The sequence below is a fragment of the Cupriavidus sp. 10L43_2 genome, assembly GCF_056395265.1.
Window position 1 is genome coordinate 94,654 of sequence record NZ_JBFTJE010000020.1, and the last position, 19,054, is coordinate 113,707.

General features: G+C 67.8%; 17 protein-coding genes and 1 tRNA gene. 6 read left to right on the forward strand and 12 right to left on the reverse strand.

The window, feature by feature from the left end; all coding sequences use genetic code 11:
• Positions 1–24: 24 nt before the first annotated feature.
• The 4 genes from AC1DEL_RS23555 to msrA form a co-directional block, all read right to left on the reverse strand.
• Positions 25–789 carry a bestrophin-like domain gene (locus tag AC1DEL_RS23555; protein ID WP_477125903.1) on the reverse strand — a complete coding sequence of 255 codons (765 nt, stop codon included), beginning with the start codon at positions 787–789 and terminating at the stop codon, positions 25–27.
• A 21-nt stretch (positions 790–810) separates the two neighbouring features.
• Positions 811–1,134, reverse strand: a complete 324-nt coding sequence (locus AC1DEL_RS23560) for a calcium-binding protein (protein WP_477125902.1) — start codon at positions 1,132–1,134, stop codon at positions 811–813.
• 122 nt (positions 1,135–1,256) lie between these two features.
• Positions 1,257–2,657: an FAD-containing oxidoreductase gene (locus tag AC1DEL_RS23565; RefSeq protein ID WP_477125901.1), complete on the reverse strand. Its 1,401-nt coding sequence runs from the start codon at positions 2,655–2,657 to the stop codon at positions 1,257–1,259.
• 64 nt (positions 2,658–2,721) lie between these two features.
• A complete protein-coding gene (gene msrA / locus AC1DEL_RS23570) occupies positions 2,722–3,228 on the reverse strand; it encodes a peptide-methionine (S)-S-oxide reductase MsrA (RefSeq protein WP_092300641.1) in 507 nt (168 codons plus the stop codon).
• 90 nt (positions 3,229–3,318) lie between these two features.
• Here msrA and AC1DEL_RS23575 point away from each other — a divergent pair, with 90 nt between their 5' ends.
• On the forward strand, positions 3,319–3,948 hold the full coding sequence (locus AC1DEL_RS23575; RefSeq protein WP_477125963.1) for a uracil-DNA glycosylase family protein: 630 nt from the start codon (positions 3,319–3,321) through the stop codon (positions 3,946–3,948).
• On the opposite strand, the gene AC1DEL_RS23580 is transcribed toward AC1DEL_RS23575, so the two are convergent.
• A complete protein-coding gene (locus AC1DEL_RS23580) occupies positions 3,949–4,914 on the reverse strand; it encodes a LysR family transcriptional regulator (protein WP_454757786.1) in 966 nt (321 codons plus the stop codon). It lies immediately after the preceding gene.
• 251 nt (positions 4,915–5,165) lie between these two features.
• Between AC1DEL_RS23580 and AC1DEL_RS23585 the strand changes: the two genes are divergently transcribed.
• Complete coding sequence (locus AC1DEL_RS23585) at positions 5,166–6,215, forward strand: Bug family tripartite tricarboxylate transporter substrate binding protein (protein ID WP_441592974.1); 1,050 nt, start codon at positions 5,166–5,168, stop codon at positions 6,213–6,215.
• Between the two features lie 2 nt (positions 6,216–6,217).
• Positions 6,218–7,819, forward strand: coding sequence for a gamma-glutamyltransferase family protein (locus AC1DEL_RS23590; RefSeq protein ID WP_477106036.1), 1,602 nt, complete (start codon positions 6,218–6,220; stop codon positions 7,817–7,819).
• 34 nt (positions 7,820–7,853) lie between these two features.
• Here the strand turns inward: AC1DEL_RS23590 and AC1DEL_RS23595 are convergent, their stop codons facing one another.
• Together AC1DEL_RS23595 and AC1DEL_RS23600 are read right to left on the reverse strand one after the other, a co-directional pair.
• Complete coding sequence (locus tag AC1DEL_RS23595; RefSeq protein WP_477125900.1) at positions 7,854–10,805, reverse strand: autotransporter family protein; 2,952 nt, start codon at positions 10,803–10,805, stop codon at positions 7,854–7,856.
• 148 nt (positions 10,806–10,953) lie between these two features.
• Entirely contained in the window at positions 10,954–11,424 is a 471-nt protein-coding gene (locus AC1DEL_RS23600; protein ID WP_092300659.1) for an Lrp/AsnC family transcriptional regulator, read from the reverse strand.
• 136 nt (positions 11,425–11,560) lie between these two features.
• Here AC1DEL_RS23600 and AC1DEL_RS23605 point away from each other — a divergent pair, with 136 nt between their 5' ends.
• On the forward strand, positions 11,561–12,490 hold the full coding sequence (locus tag AC1DEL_RS23605; protein ID WP_092300662.1) for a DMT family transporter: 930 nt from the start codon (positions 11,561–11,563) through the stop codon (positions 12,488–12,490).
• Positions 12,491–12,512: 22 nt separating this feature from the next.
• On the opposite strand, the gene AC1DEL_RS23610 is transcribed toward AC1DEL_RS23605, so the two are convergent.
• Positions 12,513–12,983 (reverse strand): Lrp/AsnC family transcriptional regulator, encoded by a 471-nt coding sequence (locus tag AC1DEL_RS23610; protein ID WP_092300665.1) that lies wholly within the window; start codon positions 12,981–12,983, stop codon positions 12,513–12,515.
• 160 nt (positions 12,984–13,143) lie between these two features.
• On the opposite strand from AC1DEL_RS23610, the gene AC1DEL_RS23615 reads away from it, so the two are divergent.
• Together AC1DEL_RS23615 and AC1DEL_RS23620 are read left to right on the forward strand one after the other, a co-directional pair.
• Positions 13,144–13,455, forward strand: coding sequence for an AsnC family transcriptional regulator (locus AC1DEL_RS23615; RefSeq protein ID WP_092300668.1), 312 nt, complete (start codon positions 13,144–13,146; stop codon positions 13,453–13,455).
• 146 nt (positions 13,456–13,601) lie between these two features.
• Positions 13,602–15,701 carry a TonB-dependent receptor family protein gene (locus AC1DEL_RS23620; protein WP_092300671.1) on the forward strand — a complete coding sequence of 700 codons (2,100 nt, stop codon included), beginning with the start codon at positions 13,602–13,604 and terminating at the stop codon, positions 15,699–15,701.
• A 25-nt stretch (positions 15,702–15,726) separates the two neighbouring features.
• Here the strand turns inward: AC1DEL_RS23620 and AC1DEL_RS23625 are convergent, their stop codons facing one another.
• The 4 genes from AC1DEL_RS23625 to AC1DEL_RS23640 all read right to left on the reverse strand — a co-directional run bounded on the left by AC1DEL_RS23625 (position 15,727) and on the right by AC1DEL_RS23640 (position 18,844).
• The gene (locus AC1DEL_RS23625) at positions 15,727–17,142 is read right to left on the reverse strand and encodes a DUF1254 domain-containing protein (RefSeq protein ID WP_092300675.1); all 1,416 of its coding nucleotides are present in this window, start codon (positions 17,140–17,142) and stop codon (positions 15,727–15,729) included.
• Between the two features lie 211 nt (positions 17,143–17,353).
• On the reverse strand, positions 17,354–17,692 hold the full coding sequence (locus AC1DEL_RS23630; RefSeq protein ID WP_477125899.1) for a hypothetical protein: 339 nt from the start codon (positions 17,690–17,692) through the stop codon (positions 17,354–17,356).
• Between the two features lie 225 nt (positions 17,693–17,917).
• A tRNA-Arg gene (locus AC1DEL_RS23635) sits at positions 17,918–17,994 on the reverse strand.
• Between the two features lie 67 nt (positions 17,995–18,061).
• A complete protein-coding gene (locus AC1DEL_RS23640) occupies positions 18,062–18,844 on the reverse strand; it encodes a hypothetical protein (RefSeq protein ID WP_441645539.1) in 783 nt (260 codons plus the stop codon).
• Positions 18,845–19,054: the final 210 nt, after the last annotated feature.

The following is a 19,054-nucleotide window of genomic DNA, read 5'->3' on the forward strand; positions in this document are numbered from 1 at the left end:
TCAAACAACGGCAACCGATAGACCCTAGCGCTTCAGCGCGGTCTCCAGGTTGTGCAAGTTCTGGGGTGGGACACGAATCAAACCGCCGCGCGGGCTGTCGATGTCCGCGATCAGCGCCAGTGACAGCGATATCGTCATCGGCAGCACCAGCAACAGGGCGGCCTTGGCGCTCTTGGTGCGCGCGCCATAGCCCTGCATCAGGCTGCTAAAGAACGCAATCACGATCATCAGGCACCAGGCCGACACCGGGATCCGGTTCAGCCACGCGGCCTCTGTATAGCCCTGGGAATTGAGGACGTCGTTCATGCCCGACACCACCAGCGACGTGATCGGGGTGGGCTTGTCGCGCGCCACGCCGCGCACCACCTTCCACAGGTCGTCGCCGATTTGTGCCGTGGCATGCTCGATTTTCTGCAGGGCGTCGGGTTCGCGCGTGCGGTAGTAGAGGATGCGCTGGTCCAGGTAGCGAACCAGCAATGCCCTGATCTGCGCGGTCTCCGGCCCCTCCACCAGCTCGGCCCGCAGGAATTCGGTACCGATCGCGTTGGCCTCTTCTTCCTCCAGGTTCTTGCGCTGGTCATAGCGGCCGACCGCCATGGAGAGCGTGAACCCGATCAGCAGGGCGAGCAGCGTGAGCGTGGCGCCCTGCACGATATTGAAGTCGTCACGGCTGTCGTCCGCCATCGGCCTGATGCGGCGCAGCACCAGGAATCCGATCCCCGCCGCCAGCGCCATGAGCACGATCATGGCCAGGAAGAGGATGGCCGGATGCCTGGTGAGGTAGGTCATGGGACGATGGCCCGGAAGCCGTCAGTTCAGGCTGCCCGGATCCCGCGCGGCTTTCTGCTGCTTGGCGCGCGCCGCGAAGTAGGCCCCGATCTGCTTCTGCGTGATGCCATTGGTCTTCTTGGTGTCGATCTTGTCGTAATTCTTGAAGACTTCCGGCATGCCGGCCTCGGCCTCTTCGCGGCTCAACTTGCCGTCCTGGTTGGTATCGGCGGCCTTGAATTTCTCGGCGAAGGCGGCCTTGGCCTCCTGCGCGTTGGCCGGTTTTTGCTGCTGCGCACTGGCGGCCGTGGACATGAAGGCGGCAATCACCGCAAGGCACGCGGCAGCTACGAGTTTCGAAGTCATGGTTGTCTCCCAGGTGTGTTTTGTATTCAGCGCTTGGGGCGCCACAGCCTGTGTGACTCTATCGCAGCGAATTGCGGTCTCGTAGTTAGACTTTTTGCGTCAGATATGAAAATAGTCGGGAGTCAGCGGGGCTTCGACAACTCCCCAAAGATTGTCGGAATCAACTCCGATACGGTCGGATGGATGGCCATGGTCTGGGTCATCTGCGTGGCGGTCATGCCACCGGCCATCGCGGCCAGCACCATATGGACCGCCTCGTCGCCGCCCGGGCCGAGGATGGCGGCGCCGAGAATCTGGTCGGTATCGGCATCCACCACCACCCGCATCGAGCCCTGCGCCTCGCCCTTCTCCACGGCCCGCGCCACGCGCGTCATGGGCCGCATGCCGATGCGCACCCGGTGGCCGGCCTGCCGCGCCTGGGCTTCGGTCATGCCCACGCGGCCGAGCGGCGGATCGGTGAACAGCGCGTAGACCGGAATCCGGTCACCCACGGAGCGCTGGGCCCCATCGAGCAGATTGGCCGCCACCACTTCGAAATCGTTGTAGGCGGTGTGGGTGAAGGCGCCGCGCCCGTTGCAATCGCCCAGTGCCCAGATGCCGTCCACGCTGGTGCGGAGCTGGTTGTCGACATCGATATAGCCGCGCGCATCGGTGGCCACGCCGGCCTTGTCGAGGCCCAGGTCGTCGGTGTTCGGCCGCCGGCCCACGGCCAGCAGCACATGGGTGCCGGCGATCTCTTCCGCGCCTTCCGGGCAGCCCGGCCCACTCACGCCCACCGCCGCACCTTCGGCATGCGGGTGAAGCTGGATGCACTCCGCGCCGCAGCGGATGCGGATGCCTTCCGCTTCCAGGATCTCCCGCACCTGCAGCGAGACGTCCGGATCTTCCCGCGCAATCAGGTGCTGGCCGCGCTCCACCACCGTGACCTGCGCGCCGAGACGGCGGAATACCTGCGCGAACTCCAGTCCCACATAGCTGCCGCCGATGACGATCAGGTGCCCGGGCACCTCGGTCATCGCCACCATGTTCGTATTCGTCAGATAGGGAACCTCGGTCAGCCCGCCGATTTCCTTGGGCGCCAGCGCACGGCCGCCCACATTGAGAAAGATCTTGTTCGCGCGCAGCAGGCGGTCGCCCACGCGCACGGTGCGGGGGCTCTCCAGCCGGGCGTGGCCACGGATCAGCGTGCAGCCTTGCATGCCCCCGAGCCAGCCTTCCAGCCCCGTGCGGGACTTGCCGCTGATCTCCGCCACGCGGGCGCTGACCCGGGCCATGTCGATGCGGGCCGGCCCCGGCAGCATCACGCCGTAGTCGGCAGCGCGCGCCGTCAGATGGGCCGCATAGGCGTTGGCGACGAGTGCCTTGGTCGGCGTGCAGCCCACGTTGACGCAGGTGCCGCCGACCTGATGGCGCTCGATGATCGCCACGGTCATGCCCGCCTGCGTCAGCCGGCCCGCCAGCGACGGGCCCGCCTGGCCAGTGCCGATGATGATGGCGTCGAAGATTTCAGGGGAATCCGACATACAGCCTCCTCATCGGCCCGCCGGCCGCATGGTCGCCGAACTTAAAACTGGGGCGCTACACGCATTACACGCGCGCCGGCAGCTTCCAGTTCGGGCGCACGAAGTGGCAGGTATAGCCATTCGGCAGCCGCTCCAGGTAGTCCTGGTGCTCGGGTTCCGCCTCCCAGAACGGGCCGGCCTGGGAAATCTCGGTGACCGCCTTGCCCGGCCACAGCCCGGAGGCGTCCACGTCGGCCACGGTGTCCTCGGCCACCTGTTTCTGCTCGTCATCCATATAGAAGATGGCGGAGCGGTAGCTGGTGCCGACATCGTTGCCTTGCCGGTTCTTGGTGGTCGGATCGTGGATCTGGAAGAAGAATTCGAGGATTTGGCGAAAGCTGATCTGCTTCGGATCGAACACGATCTCGATGGCTTCCGCGTGGGTGCCGTGGTTGCGATAGGTCGCGTTCGGCACATCGCCGCCAGAGTAGCCCACGCGCGTGGAGAGCACGCCCGGATAGCGGCGCAGCAGGTCCTGCATGCCCCAGAAGCAGCCGCCGGCGAGGATGGCGGTTTCGGTTTGCGTCGTCATACGTCTGATCCTTTCATTCGGGCGGCCGGCGAGAGCGCCGGCGCATCGACCAGTAATATACGCATGCCTCAGGAATTTCGCAGAATGGCTATGCCGTCCCCACCTTACTCGCCGGGTCTTTCCCCCGGTTTCGCCCCCGATGCCGTGCAGCGCCTACGCCACGAGATCGCCGCCTGCACGCGCTGCGCGGCCGACCTCGCCGCCGGGCCGCGCCCCGTGGTGCAGTTCAGCGCCACGTCACGCATCCTGATCATCGGCCAGGCGCCGGGCTCGCGCGTGCACGCCAGCGGCGTGCCATTCGACGACCCCAGCGGCGACCGCCTGCGCCACTGGACCGGCCTCAGCCCCGAGGTGTTCTACGACGCCAGCCGCGTGGCCCTGATGCCGATGGGGTTCTGTTATCCGGGCAAGGGGCCCAGCGGCGACCTGCCGCCGCGCCGCGAATGCGCGCCGCTCTGGCACGAGGCCATCCTGGAACACCTGCCGCCGGACCGCCTGACGCTGCTGGTCGGCAGCTACGCCCAGGCGCGCTATCTGCCGAAGGGTGCCGGCGGATCGATGACGGACGCCGTGCGCAACTTCCGCGCAGCCGGGCCGCATGTGTTCCCGCTGCCGCATCCGTCCTGGCGGGTGGTGGGATGGATGCGCCACCATCCGTGGTTCGAAGCCGAGCTGCTGCCCGCGCTGCAAGCCGCCGTGCGGGAGCAACTCGCTGGATAACTACGCGGCGGAAGCCAGCACCGCCGGTCGCGACGACACCAACCGGGGCGTGGCCGACCCGGGCGTCTCCAGCATCCGCCAGAACTCCAGCAGCGTGGGATTGCTGCTGATTACGGGCCGAAACGCGACGATCTCGAGTTCCGCGTACCAGGACGCATCGCCGGCATGCACCAGCGTGCCGTCGGCCAGCGCCTCGGCGGCGGTGCTCAACGGCAGCCACGCCAGCCCGTGGCCCTCGGTCGCCATCTTCAGCAGCAGCATGGCCATGTCGGCCTCGTAGCAGCGCACCAGCCCCCGGTGCGCGTTGTGCGTCTCCAGGACGGTATCGAGCACGCGCCCGAGCGTGGTGTTGGGGGTGTAGGCCAGGAAGGGGATGGGCGGCGCGCCGCCCTGGGCGGCAGCGGGCACGGCGAAGCGCGGGCGGCCATCGGGCCGGGGGGCCGAGACCGGCAGCAGCGTGTCGGCGCCCACGGTCAGGCTCAGGAAACGGTCCGCATCGAGCGAGACCGGCACGCGCGGGTGGTTGTAGCCGAGCATCAGGTCGCAGTGGCCTTCGGACAGCGCCACCACGGCGTCCAGCACATTGGCCGCCACCACACGCGCGTGGAAGTCGCCGAAGCGTTGCTGGCAGCGCTTGAGCCAGGCCGGCAGGAAGGCCAGCGAGAGCGTGTGCCCGGCGGCGATGTCGATGGCATTGCCAGGCAGCGACGCCTCGCGCCGCAAGGCGGCGCGGGCGTCCAGCAGCAGGTCCGCCGCCTGCCCGGCCGTCTCGCAGAAAGCCGCGCCGGCCCGTGTCAGCGCCAGCGGGTAGGTGTTGCGGTCCACCAGTTCGGCGCCGACCCAGTCCTCCAGCGAGCGGATGCGGCGCGACAGCGCCGACTGCGTGATGTGCCGCAACTCGGCGGCACGCGAGAAACTGCGCGTGCGTTCCAGCACGAGCAGGTCTTCGATCCATTTCAACTGCATGATGCGACCCCATGACCGGGCCACGGATGCCTGCGGCGCCCGGATGCGCAGGCCCTATTCCGGTTTCGCATAGGTCCATGGCCAATTTGCATCCCATGATGCACGGACCGTGCCTAGAATCGATCCCACTCCCAACAGCAGGCCGCCCCAAGGCGCGCGGCCCCTGGCATGACAGGCGCGACAGAGCCCGCGAGACAGCGGCCGGTGCGTCAGATGTTCCGCAACCCATCGCCCTCGGAGTCTCTCCCATCATGTTGAAGTCGTCGTTCCCGTCTCCCTTGCCCGCCTGCACCGCGCCGGCGCATGCGCGCACCATCCTGAACCGCGCCCTGCCGCTGCTCGTGGCCGCCGCCGGCCTCTCGGGCGCCCTGGCCGCACCGGCCGCATTCGCCGCACCCGCCGAGTATCCGGATCGTCCGATCCAGCTCGTGCTGTCGTTCCCGCCCGCCGGCGCCACCGACGTGCTGGCCCGCGCCGTGGGCACGCGGCTCTCGCAGGTGCTCAAGCAGCCGGTGGTGGTGGAAAACCGCCCGGGCGCCGGGGGCGCGCTGGGCATGGGCTACGCCGCCAAGGCCGCGCCGGACGGCTACACGCTCTACATGGCCGCCGTCAGCAATGCCGCCATCGCCGCCGTCACCTACAGCAACCAGCCGGCCAACCTCGCCAAGGATTTCGTGCCGATCGCCGGCATCGGCAATGTGCCGCACATCCTCGTGGTGCCGTCCACGCTGCCCGTGAAGACCGTGCCGGAACTGGTGAAATACCTGAAGGCGTCGCCGGGGCAGTACAACTTTGCCTCGCAGGGGTCGGGCACGCTGTCGCACCTGGAGTCGGAGCTGTTCCGGCTGCGCACGGGGGTGGACGTGATGCACGTGCCGTATAAGGGCAGTTCGTTCGCGCTGCCGGACCTGATGGCGGGCCGCTCGGCGATGATGTTCGACAGCATTCCCTCGGCCCTGCCGCACGTGAAGGCGGGCAAGCTGCGCCTGCTGGCGGTGGCCTCCGACCAGCGCGTGAAGTCCCTGCCCGAGGTGCAGACTATGGGCGAAGCCGGCATCCAGGACTTCCGCGCCAACAACCTGTTCGGCCTGGTGGCGCCCAAGGGCACCCCGCCGGCCGTGATCGAGAAACTGGCCGCCGCCACCAAGGCCGTGCTGGCCCAGCCGGATCTGGTCGACACGATGGATGCCCAGGGCGTGCAGATCGTCTATTCGGCGCCGGACAAGTTCGGCCGCATGATCAACGAGGAAATGCGCGACTGGGCCAAGGTGGCGCAGGCCGCGAAGGTCAAGGTGGACTGAATATGACGGCTTTCTGGGATTTTCCGTACACGGCGCGCCGCTTGCCGGTGCTTGCCGACAATGTGATCGCCACGTCGCAACCGTTGGCCGCCGCCGCCGGGATGCGCATGCTCGCGCGGGGCGGCAATGCCGTGGATGCCGCGCTGGCCACCGCCATCGCCCTGACCGTGGTGGAACCGTGCATGAACGGCATCGGCGGCGACGCCTTCGCGCTGATCTGGGACGGCGAGACGCTGCACGGCCTCAACGCCTCCGGCCGCGCGCCGCGCGCCTGGACGCCAGAATCGTTCGCGCGCCACAGCAGCATGCCCTTCACCGGCTGGGACAGCGTGACGGTGCCCGGCGCGGTCTCGGGCTGGCGCACCACGTGGGAACGCTTCGGCTCGCTGCCGTTCGAGGACCTCTTCGAACCGGCCATCGAGTACGCCACCAATGGCTACGTGGTCTCGCATACGGTCCATCGCCAGTGGCAGGCGCAGGTGCCGGTGCTGCGCAACGAGCCCGGCTTTGCCGAGTCGTTCGCCCCGCGTGGCCGGGCGCCGCTGCCCGGCGAGCGCTTTATCTGCCCGGGGCAGGCGGAGACGCTGACGCGCATCGCCCGCTCCGGCGGGGAGGACTTCTATCACGGCGAACTGGCGCGCAAGATTGCCGATCACGCCCGCGCCACCGGGGGCCGCATCGACGAAGCCGACCTCGCCGCCCACCGTGCGGACTGGGTCGAGCCGATCCGCATGGCCTACCGCGACCTGGAACTCTATGAAATCGGCCCGAACGGCCAGGGCATTGGCGCGCTGATGGCGCTGGGCATGCTCGAGCATTGGGATATTGCCGAGTCCGGGCTCGATAGCGCCCGCACCATGCACCTGCAGATCGAGGCGATGAAGCTCGCCTTCGCCGACCTGCAAGCCCATGTGGGCGATATCGATGCCATGCGCCGGCCCGGCGCGGTGTCGCCCGAGGCGCTGCTCGATCCCGCCTATCTGGCCGAACGCGCGCGCGCCATTCGCCCCGACCAGGCCTCGTATCCCGGCCCGGGCAAGCCGCACACGGGCGGCACGGTCTACCTGACCGCCGCCGACCGCAACGGGATGATGGTGTCGTACATCCAGTCGAACTTCAAAGGCTTCGGGTCCGGCGTGGTGGTGCCCGGCACGGGCATCGCGCTGCATAACCGGGGCTGGGGCTTCAGCCTGGAAGCCGGCCATCCGAACCAGGTGGCGCCGGGCAAGCGCCCGTTCCACACCATCATTCCCGGCTTCCTGATGCGCGACGGTGCGCCGCTGGCGTCGTTCGGCGTGATGGGTGGGTCGATGCAGGCGCAGGGCCACGTGCAGATGACGAGCCGACTGGCGGATTTCGGCCAGAACCCGCAGGCCGCCAGCGACGCGCCGCGCTGGCGCGTGATGGACGATAACGTGGGGGTAGCCGTGGAAGCCCATTGCCCGCCCGCCACCGTGGAGGGGCTGCGCGCCATGGGACACAAGGTGGAGCAGGCGCCCGCCGACAGTCTCGACTTCGGCGGGGCCCAGATGGCGATGAAAATGCCGCACGGCTATGCGGCGGCATCGGATTCCCGCAAGGATGGCTATCCGGTGGGGTTCTGACCCCGCCGGACAGCCATCCCGCCTCAGCGGGGGCTTACCAGCGGTAGCGCATGCCCAGTTGCGCCTTGCCGGCGGTGTAGTCCTGCGCGCCGGCCTCGACGCCGATGCTGCCCCACACGGTCAGGCGCCGCGTGACATCGCCCTGCATGCCGACCCGGGCTTCGAGACGGTTGGCAGGCAGGTCCTCGCGGACGACGAGCGAGTCGAACTGCGCGGTCTGCGTGGCGGGGCCATGCCACCAGTTGATTTCGGCAAACGGTTTCATCCGCATCATGCCGATGGGGCTGCCGGCGGTCTCGGGATGGCTGACATCGCCATGCAGGCGCAGGCCCAGCCGCGTGGTGATGCTGCTCTCCGAGAGCTGGCTGACCACGGTGCCGCCCTGCTCGACATGGCGATCCGCCCAGTAGTTCGCGTAGAGGATCTGCAGTTGCGGCTCCAGATACGTCTGCACGTCCGCCGAGCGTTGGAGCGGGAAGGCGTGGCCAGTTTCGATGGAGGTGACGAGGTTCGACGAGCGATAGCGCTCCGAGGGCAGGCCCGCGCCGTTGACCTCATTGTCATAGGCGCCATACATGACCCACGCATCCACGTAGGGGCCGGTTTCCGTGTGGCGATTGCCGTACCAGGTGCCGTAGACCCCCGCGCTAACGCCATCGACCTTGCCGTGCGCGGCCAGCGGCCCGTTGTTCGACACGTTGCGGCTGCCGCCGTACGCGCCCATCACCCCCACATGGATGCTGCCCTTGTCCACCGGCAAGCGGAGCACATCGCTGCCGCCATGCACGAGGTAGCGGTTGTCGCTGCCGGTCAGGCCCAGCGCGCTGTCGCGGCTGGCCGTGGCGCCGACCGTGCGCAGCCAGGCGTGGCGGCCTGCGCGGTTGGCGTCGCCGGTACCGGCGGCGGTGCGCTCGCCCTCCCGGTCGCGCAGGGTGTGGAACAGCAGGGTGCTGGCGGCGAGCTTGTTGTTCAGATAGGCGCCGACCTCCGGCCGCAGCGGCGGCAGCGGATCGACGTCGTCAGGCTTCCCGTCGGACCGCACCTGCGCCACCAGATACCAGTCTTCGGCCGTGCCACCCTCGCCGCCCCGCAGCAGTTGGTAGTCATAGGCGCCGGCGGCGATCGATCCCACGCCTTGCCGGTAGCCGTCCGAGCCGGGGTTCAGGCGGAACGCCCTGGCGTCCGTGGCGCCGCCGTTGCGCGTCTCCACGAGGCGGATGCCTTGCACGGTCTGCGCGCCTTCGCCGCCAGCATGGCGGATCAGCAGGCTGGTATCGCCCGAGGCGCGCGCGCCGTCGAGCACGATCTTGTCGGTGGCCGATCCATCGCCGCCCATCTGCGTGGCGAGCCGCACGGTACCGCCGTTGCCGGTGTAGTCACGCGTCACCGTCAGCGTGTGGCCGGGGGCCGTGCCGGTGACGAGGTTGACCATGCCGCTGTTGGCGAGGCTGGCGACCACGGCATCGCCCTGGGTGTTCCAGGTCGATAGCGGGTCCACAGACAGGCTGAAGGTGCTGCCGGCCTCGATGCGCGCCGCGCCGTCCAGCGTCGACGATTCCAGGCCGAGGTTCAGCGTTGCCGGGGCGGCAGCGTTGCCATTCACCAGTTCGATGACGTGCGTGCCGCCGGATACCGTCGCGCGCCGCAGCGTCGCGTCCAGCGTGGTGCCCTCCACAAGGATGCCCGCACCCTGATGGGCCACGAGCCGCGCGTCGGACACGAGGGCTGAACTCGTGCCCTGCCCGTAGGCCGTGGCGACCAGGGCCGCCGCGCCCGCGCCGTGCGTCGTGACCGAGCCGTGATGCAGGTGCAGGTTGGCGGCGCCGCCCAGGACCGTGCCATGGGCGTCAGCGCCGTGCGTGGCGATGTCGACATCGTGCGTGATCAGCGTGGCGGGATGGGTCGTGCCCGGTTTCTCGCCGATCGCCAACAGGCCGTAGGCTTCCGCGCCCTCGGTGGTCACGGCGCCGCCGGTGAGCGCCACCTGCGCCCCGTGCATGGCGAAGGCGCCTGCGGCGCGCTGCCCTTTGGTCGTCACGGCCAGATCGCGGGCCTCAAGCTTGCCGCCCGACAGCGCGCCCAGGCCGTGTGCGAGCGCACCCTGCGTCTGCACGGTGCCGCCCCGGATATTGGCCGTGCTGACGTAGTCGTGCTGGTCGTTGACGCCCTCCACCCAGACGCCGGCGGCACCTTCCCCGCCGGTGACGATATCGGCCTGCGCCACGTTGATGGCGCCGGACATCGCATGGGCGCCGTGCGCCGCCTTGCCGGTGGTGCGGATGCGCGTGCCGGTGGCCTCGACGAGGGTGCCGTGGCTCAGGCCAATCGCCTCCAGCCCGTGGCCGCGCAGCCCGCTGGTGTTGATCACGCCGCCCGTGATGGTGACGGTGGCCTCGCTGTTGGCCTCCACCGCGCTGATATGGTCGCCGCTGGTGTTGATGGTGGTGTCGCGCACGTCGATCCGGGCCCCGCCACTGAAGGCCATCACGCCATGGCCGGCTTCGGCCGTGATGGTGCCGCCCGTGATGCCGATGCGCGCACCGTCGTCGGCCCGCGCGCCTTCGTAGGTCTGGCCCGCGAAGACCTGTACGTTGTGGAGGTCGATGCGGCTGCCGTCGTCATAGGCAAACAGGCCCATGCCTTGCTCGGCGCTGATGCCGCCGCCGCGCATGGTGATGACGCCGCCGCCATGCGCCACCAGCCCATGGGCGCCGCCGCCATGCGTGGCGATGGCGACCGCGCCATTGGTATCGACGATGTTGACGATGCCGCCGTCGTAGGCCAGGACCGCGGCGCCTGCCCGCCCGACCGTGCTGCCGGTGTCGATGGCGCGACCATCATCGACCTGAACCTGAACGCCGTTGGCGACGACCTGCTGGGCGATTGAGGAATGGGAAAAAACGAGACAAGCCGTGGCGATCACGGACAACGGCGTGCCGACAGCCCTGCGCTGTCGGCGGGCCTGCACTGGAGGTAGCACCTGCATGAATGGACTCGAAGAGTAAGTAGGAAGGGCCGGTCCGCCCCGCCTTGTGAGCGAGGCTTCCCGGGCGCCCGCGCATTCTCACGAGTCACATTTCCTGTTTCTATGGGCATTTCCTTAAATTGCAGCAGGATGCCAGTCGCATCAATGTCTACCCCAGCGGCAGCGCCGTGCTGTACAGCACCTGCTTCAGCGCGAAGCTGGAGCGGATGCTGGCCACGCCCGGGATGCGCGTGATCTGATCGATGATCAGACGCTCGAGCGAGTCCACGTCGGCCACCACCACCCGCAGCAGGTAGTCGGCATCGCCCGACATCAGGTAGCACTCCATCACCTGTGGCAGCGCGGCGATGCGGCGTTCGAACTCGTCCAATGTCTCGCGGCGCTGCTTGTCGAGCGTGATCGAGATGAACACCACCACCTTGAGGCCGAGCCGGCGCGCGTCCAGCAGCGTGACCTTGCGCGCGATCACGCCCGATTTCTCCAGTTGCTTCACCCGTGCCAGACAGGGCGACGGCGACAGGTTCACGCGGCTGGCCAGCTCCACATTGGTGAGGCTGCCGTCGCGCTGCAATTCGCTCAGGATCCGGATATCTGTGGCGTCGAGATCGATGTCCAGCATGTTGCGCTTCCTATTCGTGCAAAAACGGCATTCTATGCTGGAATCGGAAGTCAGCGCAGTTGTATCCGGTGATTGCTGCGGCGCAACCAGACGTAGACTTTTCAGCACCCCGCACCCGTTCCGGAAACCTTTCCCGATGTCTGCCCAAGCTCCTGCCGGCGCCGCTCCGGCCGCCGGACTCAAGAAATTCCTGCCCCTGATCGGGGCCGTCGCCATCTGGGGCGGCAACTGGCCCGTGATGAAACTCGGCCTGGCCCACGTCAGCCCGCTGTGGTTCGCGGCGCTGCGCTTCGGCTCGGCGGCGCTGATCAGCGTGGTGGTGCTCGGCGCGCTGCGCCGGCTGCGCCTGCCCACGCGCCAGGAATGGCCGCTGGTGATCAGCGTGGGGTTGTTGCAGATGGGTGCCTTCACGGCGCTGGCGCTCTGGGCCTTGCAGTACGTGGCGCCGGGGCGGGCCTCGGTGGTGGCCTACGCCACGGCGATCTGGGTGATTCCGCTGTCCGCGCTGGTGCTGGGCGAGCGGCCGTCGCGGCTGCAATGGCTGGCCACGGCGTTCAGCTACGCGGGCATCGCCGTGATCGTGGCGCCCGCGCTGGGCGACTGGGAGTTGCATACCGTGATGGGGCTGACCATGTTGCTCGGCGCCTCGCTCGCGTGGTCGGTCAGCATCATCCATCTGCGCGCGCACCGCGCGGTGCGGCTCGGCGCGGACATGATTCCGTGGGAATGCGCGGTGGCCACGGTGCCGCTGCTGTTGCTGGCCCTGTTCCGCGATGGCGCGCCAGATCTCGGCGCGATGGCGGACATCTGGCCGATCATCCTTTACACCGGCCCGCTCGCCACGGCGCTGACCTTTATCGTCGTGCTCAATGTCACGCAGGCGCTGCCGCCGGCAGCCACCTCCATCGCCATGCTCGGCGTGCCGCTGCTCGGCCTGCTGCTCTCGGCGGTGGCCTGGCACGAGCGCATTTCCGCGGATCTTTCGATTGGCCTCGCGCTGATCGGCCTCGGCGTCATTACCACCGCGCTGGCGCCCCGCCTGGGCAGGCTGGCTGCGCCGCGCTGATTTTTCGGAAAATGACTAGCGACTAGGGCTGGACGGAGGGCTCGCGCTTCAGGGTGCGCAGCACGAAGGTCGAGTGGCTGTGCCGCAGGCCGGGCAGCTTGTAGAGCTTGTGGCGCAGGAATTCCTCGTAGCCCTCGGTGCCGGCCACGGCCACCTTGATCAGATAGTCGTACTCGCCCGTCAGCAGATGGGCTTCGAGCACTTCCGGCAGTTCGGCCAGCGCCTCGCCAAAGCGGCGGAACATGTCGTCGTCGTGGCGATCCAGCGTGACTTCGATTAGCACCGTGTCCGGCAGGCCCAGCGCCTTCTGGTTCAGCAGCGCCGCGTAACTCTCGATCACCCCTGCTTCCTCCAGCGCCCGCACCCGGTTCCAGCACGGCGTGGCGGACAGGCCAACCAGCTCGGCCAGCTTCGCATTGGAGATGCGCCCGTCGCGGCGCAGTTCGCGCAGGATGCGGCGGTCGATGTCATCGAGCTTGGGAAGGTTCGACATGGCGGATTCGCTTCAAGAAGAAGAATTATCCTGTGATTGTATTCCAATCAGCGATTTCTTCTTCATCCGTACTCATATCGAAGAAAAATCAGAAGCTCATTTTCCGCCGGCGCTGGTAAATTTACCGGACACCTTTCGCATCACATCCGGACCGCCTGCCATGCCGCTTCCCACCCTCGACCTCGCCCTCGAACTCGATCCCGCCGATGTCTTCGGCAGCCTGGAATGGGTGCTCGCCAATGCCCGCCGCACGGGCCTGACGCTGCAGGCGCTGCGCTTCGACGCCAATGCTGCGCAGGGCGTGCGGTTCTCCGCCAGCGCGCCGGTGCCGGAACTGCTGCACGTGTTCGTGCGCCGCATCGGCCATGGCGTCGATGTGCGAATCGTGGATGCCGAGTTCGGCGATGACGTCGATGGGCTCGACGGCCTGATGTCCGTCACGCTGCCCGAGCCGGTGGCGCTGCCCGCCTGACCTGGGTCAGGCGGCGGCATGAATCAGAACTAGGTTAGAAATCGGTCGAAAAACCGGCCTCATGCGCGCGTAGCTGTGTCTTTGTGTCACATGGTGCGCGCGCAGGCCAGGCCGTATCCTCTCGGGAAAAATTCCAAGAGGAAGTCATGAATCGAGCCAATCCGTGGCGCCGCGCGGCAGTCTTGCCCGTGGCCGCCTTGTCCACGGCTGCGCTGGGCCAGGCGGCCAGCGCGCCCGACCCCGCACCCGAACACGTGCTGCCCACCGTCACCGCGACGGCCCCGGCGGCGGGATCGCTGACCGCGCCCAGCATCAGCCAGCAGCGCCGGTCGCTGTTCGAATCGGCGGGCTCGGTGGGGTTTGTCGACGCGGCGTCGTACACCAACACCTACGCCAGCGATCTGCGGGATGTGCTCAAGGATGCACCCGGCGTCTACGTCCAGGAACGCTACGGCCAGGAACTGCGGCTGTCGATACGCGGCTCGGGCGTGGCGCGCGGCTTCCACACGCGCGGCATCGACATCCTCCAGGACGGCGTGCCGACCAACTTCGCCGATGGCAGCGGTGACTTCTACCAGATCGATCCGATCGGCCTGTCAGCGGCGGAGATCTACAAGGGCGGCAACGGCCTCGCCTACGGCAGCACCACGCTGGGCGGCGCGATCAACTTCACCACGCCGACCGCCCTGAACGCCGAGGCGCCAAACATGGCGCGCGTGGACGGCGGCAGCTTCGGCACGATCCGCGCGAGCGGGCAGGTGTCGCGCCAGATCGGCGCGTGGGACTTCCTGGCCAACCTGACCGTGAACCATTCGGAGGGCTACCGGAACCACGAGCGCGGCCAGTACGAGCAGCTCAACGCCAACCTCGGCTACCGCTTCAGCCCGTCCGTGGAAACGCGCTTCTACTTCGGCGCGTACATCGTCGATCAATTGCTGCCCGGCACCCTGAGCCTGAACGACGCGCTGAACAACCCGCGCATGGCCTCGGCCAGTGCGCTGGCGGGCGACCAGGCCCGCAACACGCGCACCGAGCGGCTGGCCAACGTGACGACCGTGAAGCTCGACAACGGCCAGCTCGACTTCAGCACCTGGGTCATCCACAAGAGCCTGTACCACCCGATCTTCCAGGTCATCGACCAGGATTACTGGACCTACGGCTTTGCGCCGCGCTACACGGGCAATTTCACGCTGGGTGGCATGCGCAACCAGCTGATCGCGGGCGCGCGCTTCTTCGGCGGCAACAACGATGCGCGCCAGTACGTGAACGTGAACGGCAGCCGGGGGGCGCAGACGCTGAACGCGGCGCAGGATGCGTATAACTACGAGGCGTATCTGGAAGACCGGCTCTACGTGGTGCCCACCGTGGCGCTGATGGCCGGCGCCAAGGCGTACCGCAACCGGCGCGAGTACCAGGACTACGGCGGCCTGCCCGCCAGCCCCACGGCCAAGTCGGACGGCGCCACCTACAGCGGGGTGAACCCGAAGTTCGGCGTGCTCTGGGAACCGCGCAAGGACGTGCAGGCCTTCGTCGACATCACGCGCAGCGCCGATGTCCCGGATTTTTCCGATCTGAACCAGACCATCGGCGCGACCAACCAGTTCGTGCCGCTGGCCGCGCAGCGCGGCTGGACGCTGGAGGCCGGCACGCGCGGCCAGGTGGACCGCTTCGGCTGGGATCTGACGGTGTACCGCTCCCTCGTGCGCGACCAGTTGCTGCAATACACGGTCAGCCCCGATGTACCGGCTTCCACCTTCAACGCCAATCGCACCATCCTGCAAGGCGTGGAGCTGGGCGCCAGCGCCGACGTGCTGCGCAACGTGGCCGGCCCCGGCGACAAGATCACCGTGTCGCAACTGTGGAATTTCAGCGATTTCCGATTCGACAACGACCCGGTGTACGGCAACAACCGCATCGCCGGCATCCCGAAGCACGTGCTGCGCACGACGCTCGCGTATAGCCAGGTGGCGGGATTGCGGGTGGCGGGAACGATCGACTGGGTGCCGACCGGCGCCTATGTGGATTACGCCAACACGATGAAGGTGCCGGCCTACGTGCTGTTCGGCATCCAGGCCAGCTACGAATTCCAGCGCGGCGTCACGCTGTTCCTCGATGCCCGCAACCTGGCCGACAAGCGCTATATCAGCGACTTCGGCACCGTGGCCGACGCACGCACCGCCAACACCGCGGTGTTCTACCCGGGCGTGGGGCGCGCGTTCTACGCGGGCGTGAAGTTCAAGTTCTGATGGGGGTGGGCCGCCGGTTCGCGCGTCAGTTCACGCGCTGCACGGCCGGCGGCGCCCACTTGCCTTCCAGCATGGCCTGGTCCGGCCAGTAGGCGCGCAGCACGAGGTTGAAGCCATCGGGCGGCGCCGGCAGCCAGTTGGTCGCGCGCGCGCCGTCGGGGCGCTCGTACTGGATATAGATGTCGAGCGAGCCGTCGCGGTTGTAGCGCAGGCGGTCGCGGCTGCCGAGCGCGTAGCGCTGGATCGCGTTGTTCACGAACGTCTGCTTGTTGTTATAGAGCGTGAGCGACCAGAACGCCTTCACCGGCGGCAACTGCCCTTTCTCGAAATGCAGCACGTAGCGGCTGCCGCCATCGAACGGCCGGCCCGTGGCATCGGCGCGCGTGGCGGGATAGACCGCGTCCTCGGGCAGGTTCGCGCCCAGGCCCACCATGGCGATGGCCGCGCGCTTGGTGTAGTCGGTGCCGTAGCTGCCGAGGTCACGCGTCACGCGCCAGCCGGTGCTGCCGGCCGCGCCCTTGCGCGCTTCGGCGGCAATCCCGGCCAGCGCCGCGGTGGCGCCTTCCTGCACGGCGCGCGCCGTGGACGGCTCCAGCACGGTGGTCTTGAACGGCTCGCCGGCCTCGATCCCCATCCGACGCATTTTCCCGACCATCGCCGCATCCTCGGGCGCCGGCGGGTTGGCCTCCAGCAAGTCGGCCATGCGTGTGAAGAACGCCTGCGCGTCCATGGCCGCTACCTGCTCGACGGGCGGCGTCTGGGTGTCGATCAACGTGGCACGCGGCGGCGCGGCCGGCGGCGCCACGCGAGCGCCCTTCTGCCAGGCGGAAAGCGGAATCAGGCGATACTGGTCCTGGAGCCGGTGCACGTTCGGGAAGTCCTGCTTCCCGTTGGTCTGCGTGCGGCCAATCAGCCAGACCATGGCGGTGGGCGAGCGAATCTCCTTCACGCCCTTGGGCAGCGTGCCCTGCCAGTCCGGCCCGACGATGGCGAACGCGCCGCGCTTGGTGCCCGAGGTGCGCTTGCCCGGCGACGCGAAGACATTGGTCCACGCATCCATCAGCGGCATCAGGTAGTAGCGGCCCGCGGTATCGGGCACGGACAGAATCACGGGCTCCTTCGACAGGTCCAGCCAGGCCGTCGAATACAGCGTATCGGCGTTGGGGCTGACCACGTCGGTGAACATGGCATCCGGGAAGTTGCGCTTGTGGACGAAGGTGTTCGCCGGCGTGCGGGCCGTCATCACCTCGCGTGTCACGTCCATCAGCACGAGTGGATAGCCGTACGTGAACACCTCCGCGGACAGGGCCTTCATGGCCTGATCGGAGGGCGGCTGCTCCACGGCCGTGGCGGTGGTCGCACGTTCGTTGGTGGACGAACATGCGGTGAGCAGGACGGCCAGCGCGACCACGCTGGCCAGATTGCGAATGGAAGGATTCATGACCCCGTTTCCCTTTGGACTGGCGGCCTTCCGGATAGACGGGCAAACGGACGGGTAAAGCGTCGCTTGTCGCCCCGGAGGCGCATCTCTTCCGGACGAATGATGTGCCCGCCGATCCGCCCGTGTCAATGTCCCGGCAACCCAATTAAGGGGGGAAACGAACACGCTTCGGGCGAATACCGGCAAGGGCTGCCAGGTCGGGAACCCAGCGCTACAGGTAGGTGGCGATCACGACATAGCCGGCGGGGGTGCCGACAGGGATGCCGGGGCCATCCGCCGGCCGGACATTGAGGTGATAACGGCCCACGGACTCGCCCTCCCCGGCTGCCGGCAACGCCAGGGTCCGCACGACGGCACCACCCGGCACCGGGCAGCGCGACTGGAGTGTCGGCCGCTCCCCGGATTGCGGCTGGATGTCGCAGGTCGGCGCGGTGACGGCCCCCTCGAACCGGATCGTCCCGCCCTCGGCGCACGCCACCCCCACCTGCCCCATCAGCAGCCCCGCCGCCATCGCCATCGCCATCGGGAATGCCCACGTCTGCGCCTTCATGCTTCTCTCCTTGATGTCTGAGACTGCCTGAGAAATTTCCTAAGCGGCCAGTGTAGCGACGCGACAGATCAGCGAGAAGTGAAGGATTTCGGGATTGTGTGAACGGATGGGGGATGGTGGCTTCGCGAGGCGGAAGCCGAATAGCGGGAGGACCTGCAGGAGGATGTCCGAGGACAAAAGAAAAACGGGATTGGCAAACGCCAATCCCGTGTTCCTTGCAAATAGTGGCGCGGCTGGCAGGATTCGAACCCACGACCCCTTGGTTCGTAGCCAAGTACTCTATCCAACTGAGCTACAGCCGCACGCGAGGCCGCAATTGTATCGCAATTCGCCTTTCGTGCAAGCGTTTGATGAAAAAAATCGGCATGGTTACCAGCGGTACCGTGCGCCGAGCGTTGCGCCTGGGTTACGACCGGCGCGCCCCTTCATCCAGACCTTCAGGCCGGTGATGGAATTGCGCTGGGCGCCGACGTTGAACGACAGCAGTCCGCGCAGCAGGTCGGTGTCGATGCGGGTGCCGTTGATGTTGATGGTCTTGGCGCGGTTGTCCTGCCACCAGTCGGCTTCCACATAGGGATAGACGCCGGAGATGCGCGTCGGGCGGGAGCCGTAGAGGCGGACGGCCAGGCCGGTGGCGCTGGACTCGCCGGGCGGGGTGTCCCAGTTATTGCCGACGGGCGACATGCCGGGGCGATAGGCCATCTCCACGCGCGACTGCAGCGTCAGTCCTTCCGCGTTGCGCGACAGTGGCGTGTTCATTGCCAACGCCATGCTGCGCACGCTGCTGTCGACAAAGCCGGTGGCGGAGGTCACGTCGTCGAGGTGCAACCGGGCGGGTCGGGGCGCGCCGCGATAGGTCTCAACCTGGCGATCGATGGCGCCGGGGCCCGGCGCGTCGTCGACGGGCCGCGATTGCGCGGACAGCGAAGCGTAGTGCGGACGGGGCAGCCCCGGACCGTCATCGCCGTCCACCATGCGTGGCGGCGCGAGGGCATCGGGCTGGGCGGGGGACTTGGGATGCCCGCTGGCGAGTTCGGGCGGCGCGGCGCCTTCGCCGGTGGGCCCGGGCGCAGGGGCGGACGCGGCGGCGGGCGCGTTCCAACTGTCCGCCTCCTCCGCATGGACCACAACTGCGCCGGCCATCAACGCCATGAGCAACCACCATCGGAGCGACGGATGATGTGCCCAGTCTGTCGCGGCACAAGGTTTCCATCCGGGATGGCACCCGGACCGCTCCTCTCTCTCACGCAACGCCAGCTTTCTCATGGCAACCACCTTGCCGGGCGTTTCTGACCATGCCCGATCAGACTTGAGCATAGGTCAAACATCCGGCGATGGTGAATGCCTGTGTGAACTGCCGCG

Coding starts and splice junctions, on each gene's coding strand:
- AC1DEL_RS23630 (WP_477125899.1), bottom strand. CDS start 17,692: ATGAAGGCGCAGACGTGGGCATTCCCGATGGCGATGGCGATGGCGGCG.
- AC1DEL_RS23640 (WP_441645539.1), bottom strand. CDS start 18,844: ATGGCGTTGATGGCCGGCGCAGTTGTGGTCCATGCGGAGGAGGCGGAC.
- AC1DEL_RS23600 (WP_092300659.1), bottom strand. CDS start 11,424: ATGCTGGACATCGATCTCGACGCCACAGATATCCGGATCCTGAGCGAA.
- AC1DEL_RS23585 (WP_441592974.1), top strand. CDS start 5,166: ATGTTGAAGTCGTCGTTCCCGTCTCCCTTGCCCGCCTGCACCGCGCCG.
- AC1DEL_RS23605 (WP_092300662.1), top strand. CDS start 11,561: ATGTCTGCCCAAGCTCCTGCCGGCGCCGCTCCGGCCGCCGGACTCAAG.
- AC1DEL_RS23560 (WP_477125902.1), bottom strand. CDS start 1,134: ATGACTTCGAAACTCGTAGCTGCCGCGTGCCTTGCGGTGATTGCCGCC.
- AC1DEL_RS23580 (WP_454757786.1), bottom strand. CDS start 4,914: ATGCAGTTGAAATGGATCGAAGACCTGCTCGTGCTGGAACGCACGCGC.
- AC1DEL_RS23610 (WP_092300665.1), bottom strand. CDS start 12,983: ATGTCGAACCTTCCCAAGCTCGATGACATCGACCGCCGCATCCTGCGC.
- AC1DEL_RS23590 (WP_477106036.1), top strand. CDS start 6,218: ATGACGGCTTTCTGGGATTTTCCGTACACGGCGCGCCGCTTGCCGGTG.
- AC1DEL_RS23595 (WP_477125900.1), bottom strand. CDS start 10,805: ATGCAGGTGCTACCTCCAGTGCAGGCCCGCCGACAGCGCAGGGCTGTC.
- AC1DEL_RS23625 (WP_092300675.1), bottom strand. CDS start 17,142: ATGAATCCTTCCATTCGCAATCTGGCCAGCGTGGTCGCGCTGGCCGTC.
- AC1DEL_RS23575 (WP_477125963.1), top strand. CDS start 3,319: ATGCCGTCCCCACCTTACTCGCCGGGTCTTTCCCCCGGTTTCGCCCCC.
- msrA (WP_092300641.1), bottom strand. CDS start 3,228: ATGACGACGCAAACCGAAACCGCCATCCTCGCCGGCGGCTGCTTCTGG.
- AC1DEL_RS23555 (WP_477125903.1), bottom strand. CDS start 789: ATGACCTACCTCACCAGGCATCCGGCCATCCTCTTCCTGGCCATGATC.
- AC1DEL_RS23620 (WP_092300671.1), top strand. CDS start 13,602: ATGAATCGAGCCAATCCGTGGCGCCGCGCGGCAGTCTTGCCCGTGGCC.
- AC1DEL_RS23615 (WP_092300668.1), top strand. CDS start 13,144: ATGCCGCTTCCCACCCTCGACCTCGCCCTCGAACTCGATCCCGCCGAT.
- AC1DEL_RS23565 (WP_477125901.1), bottom strand. CDS start 2,657: ATGTCGGATTCCCCTGAAATCTTCGACGCCATCATCATCGGCACTGGC.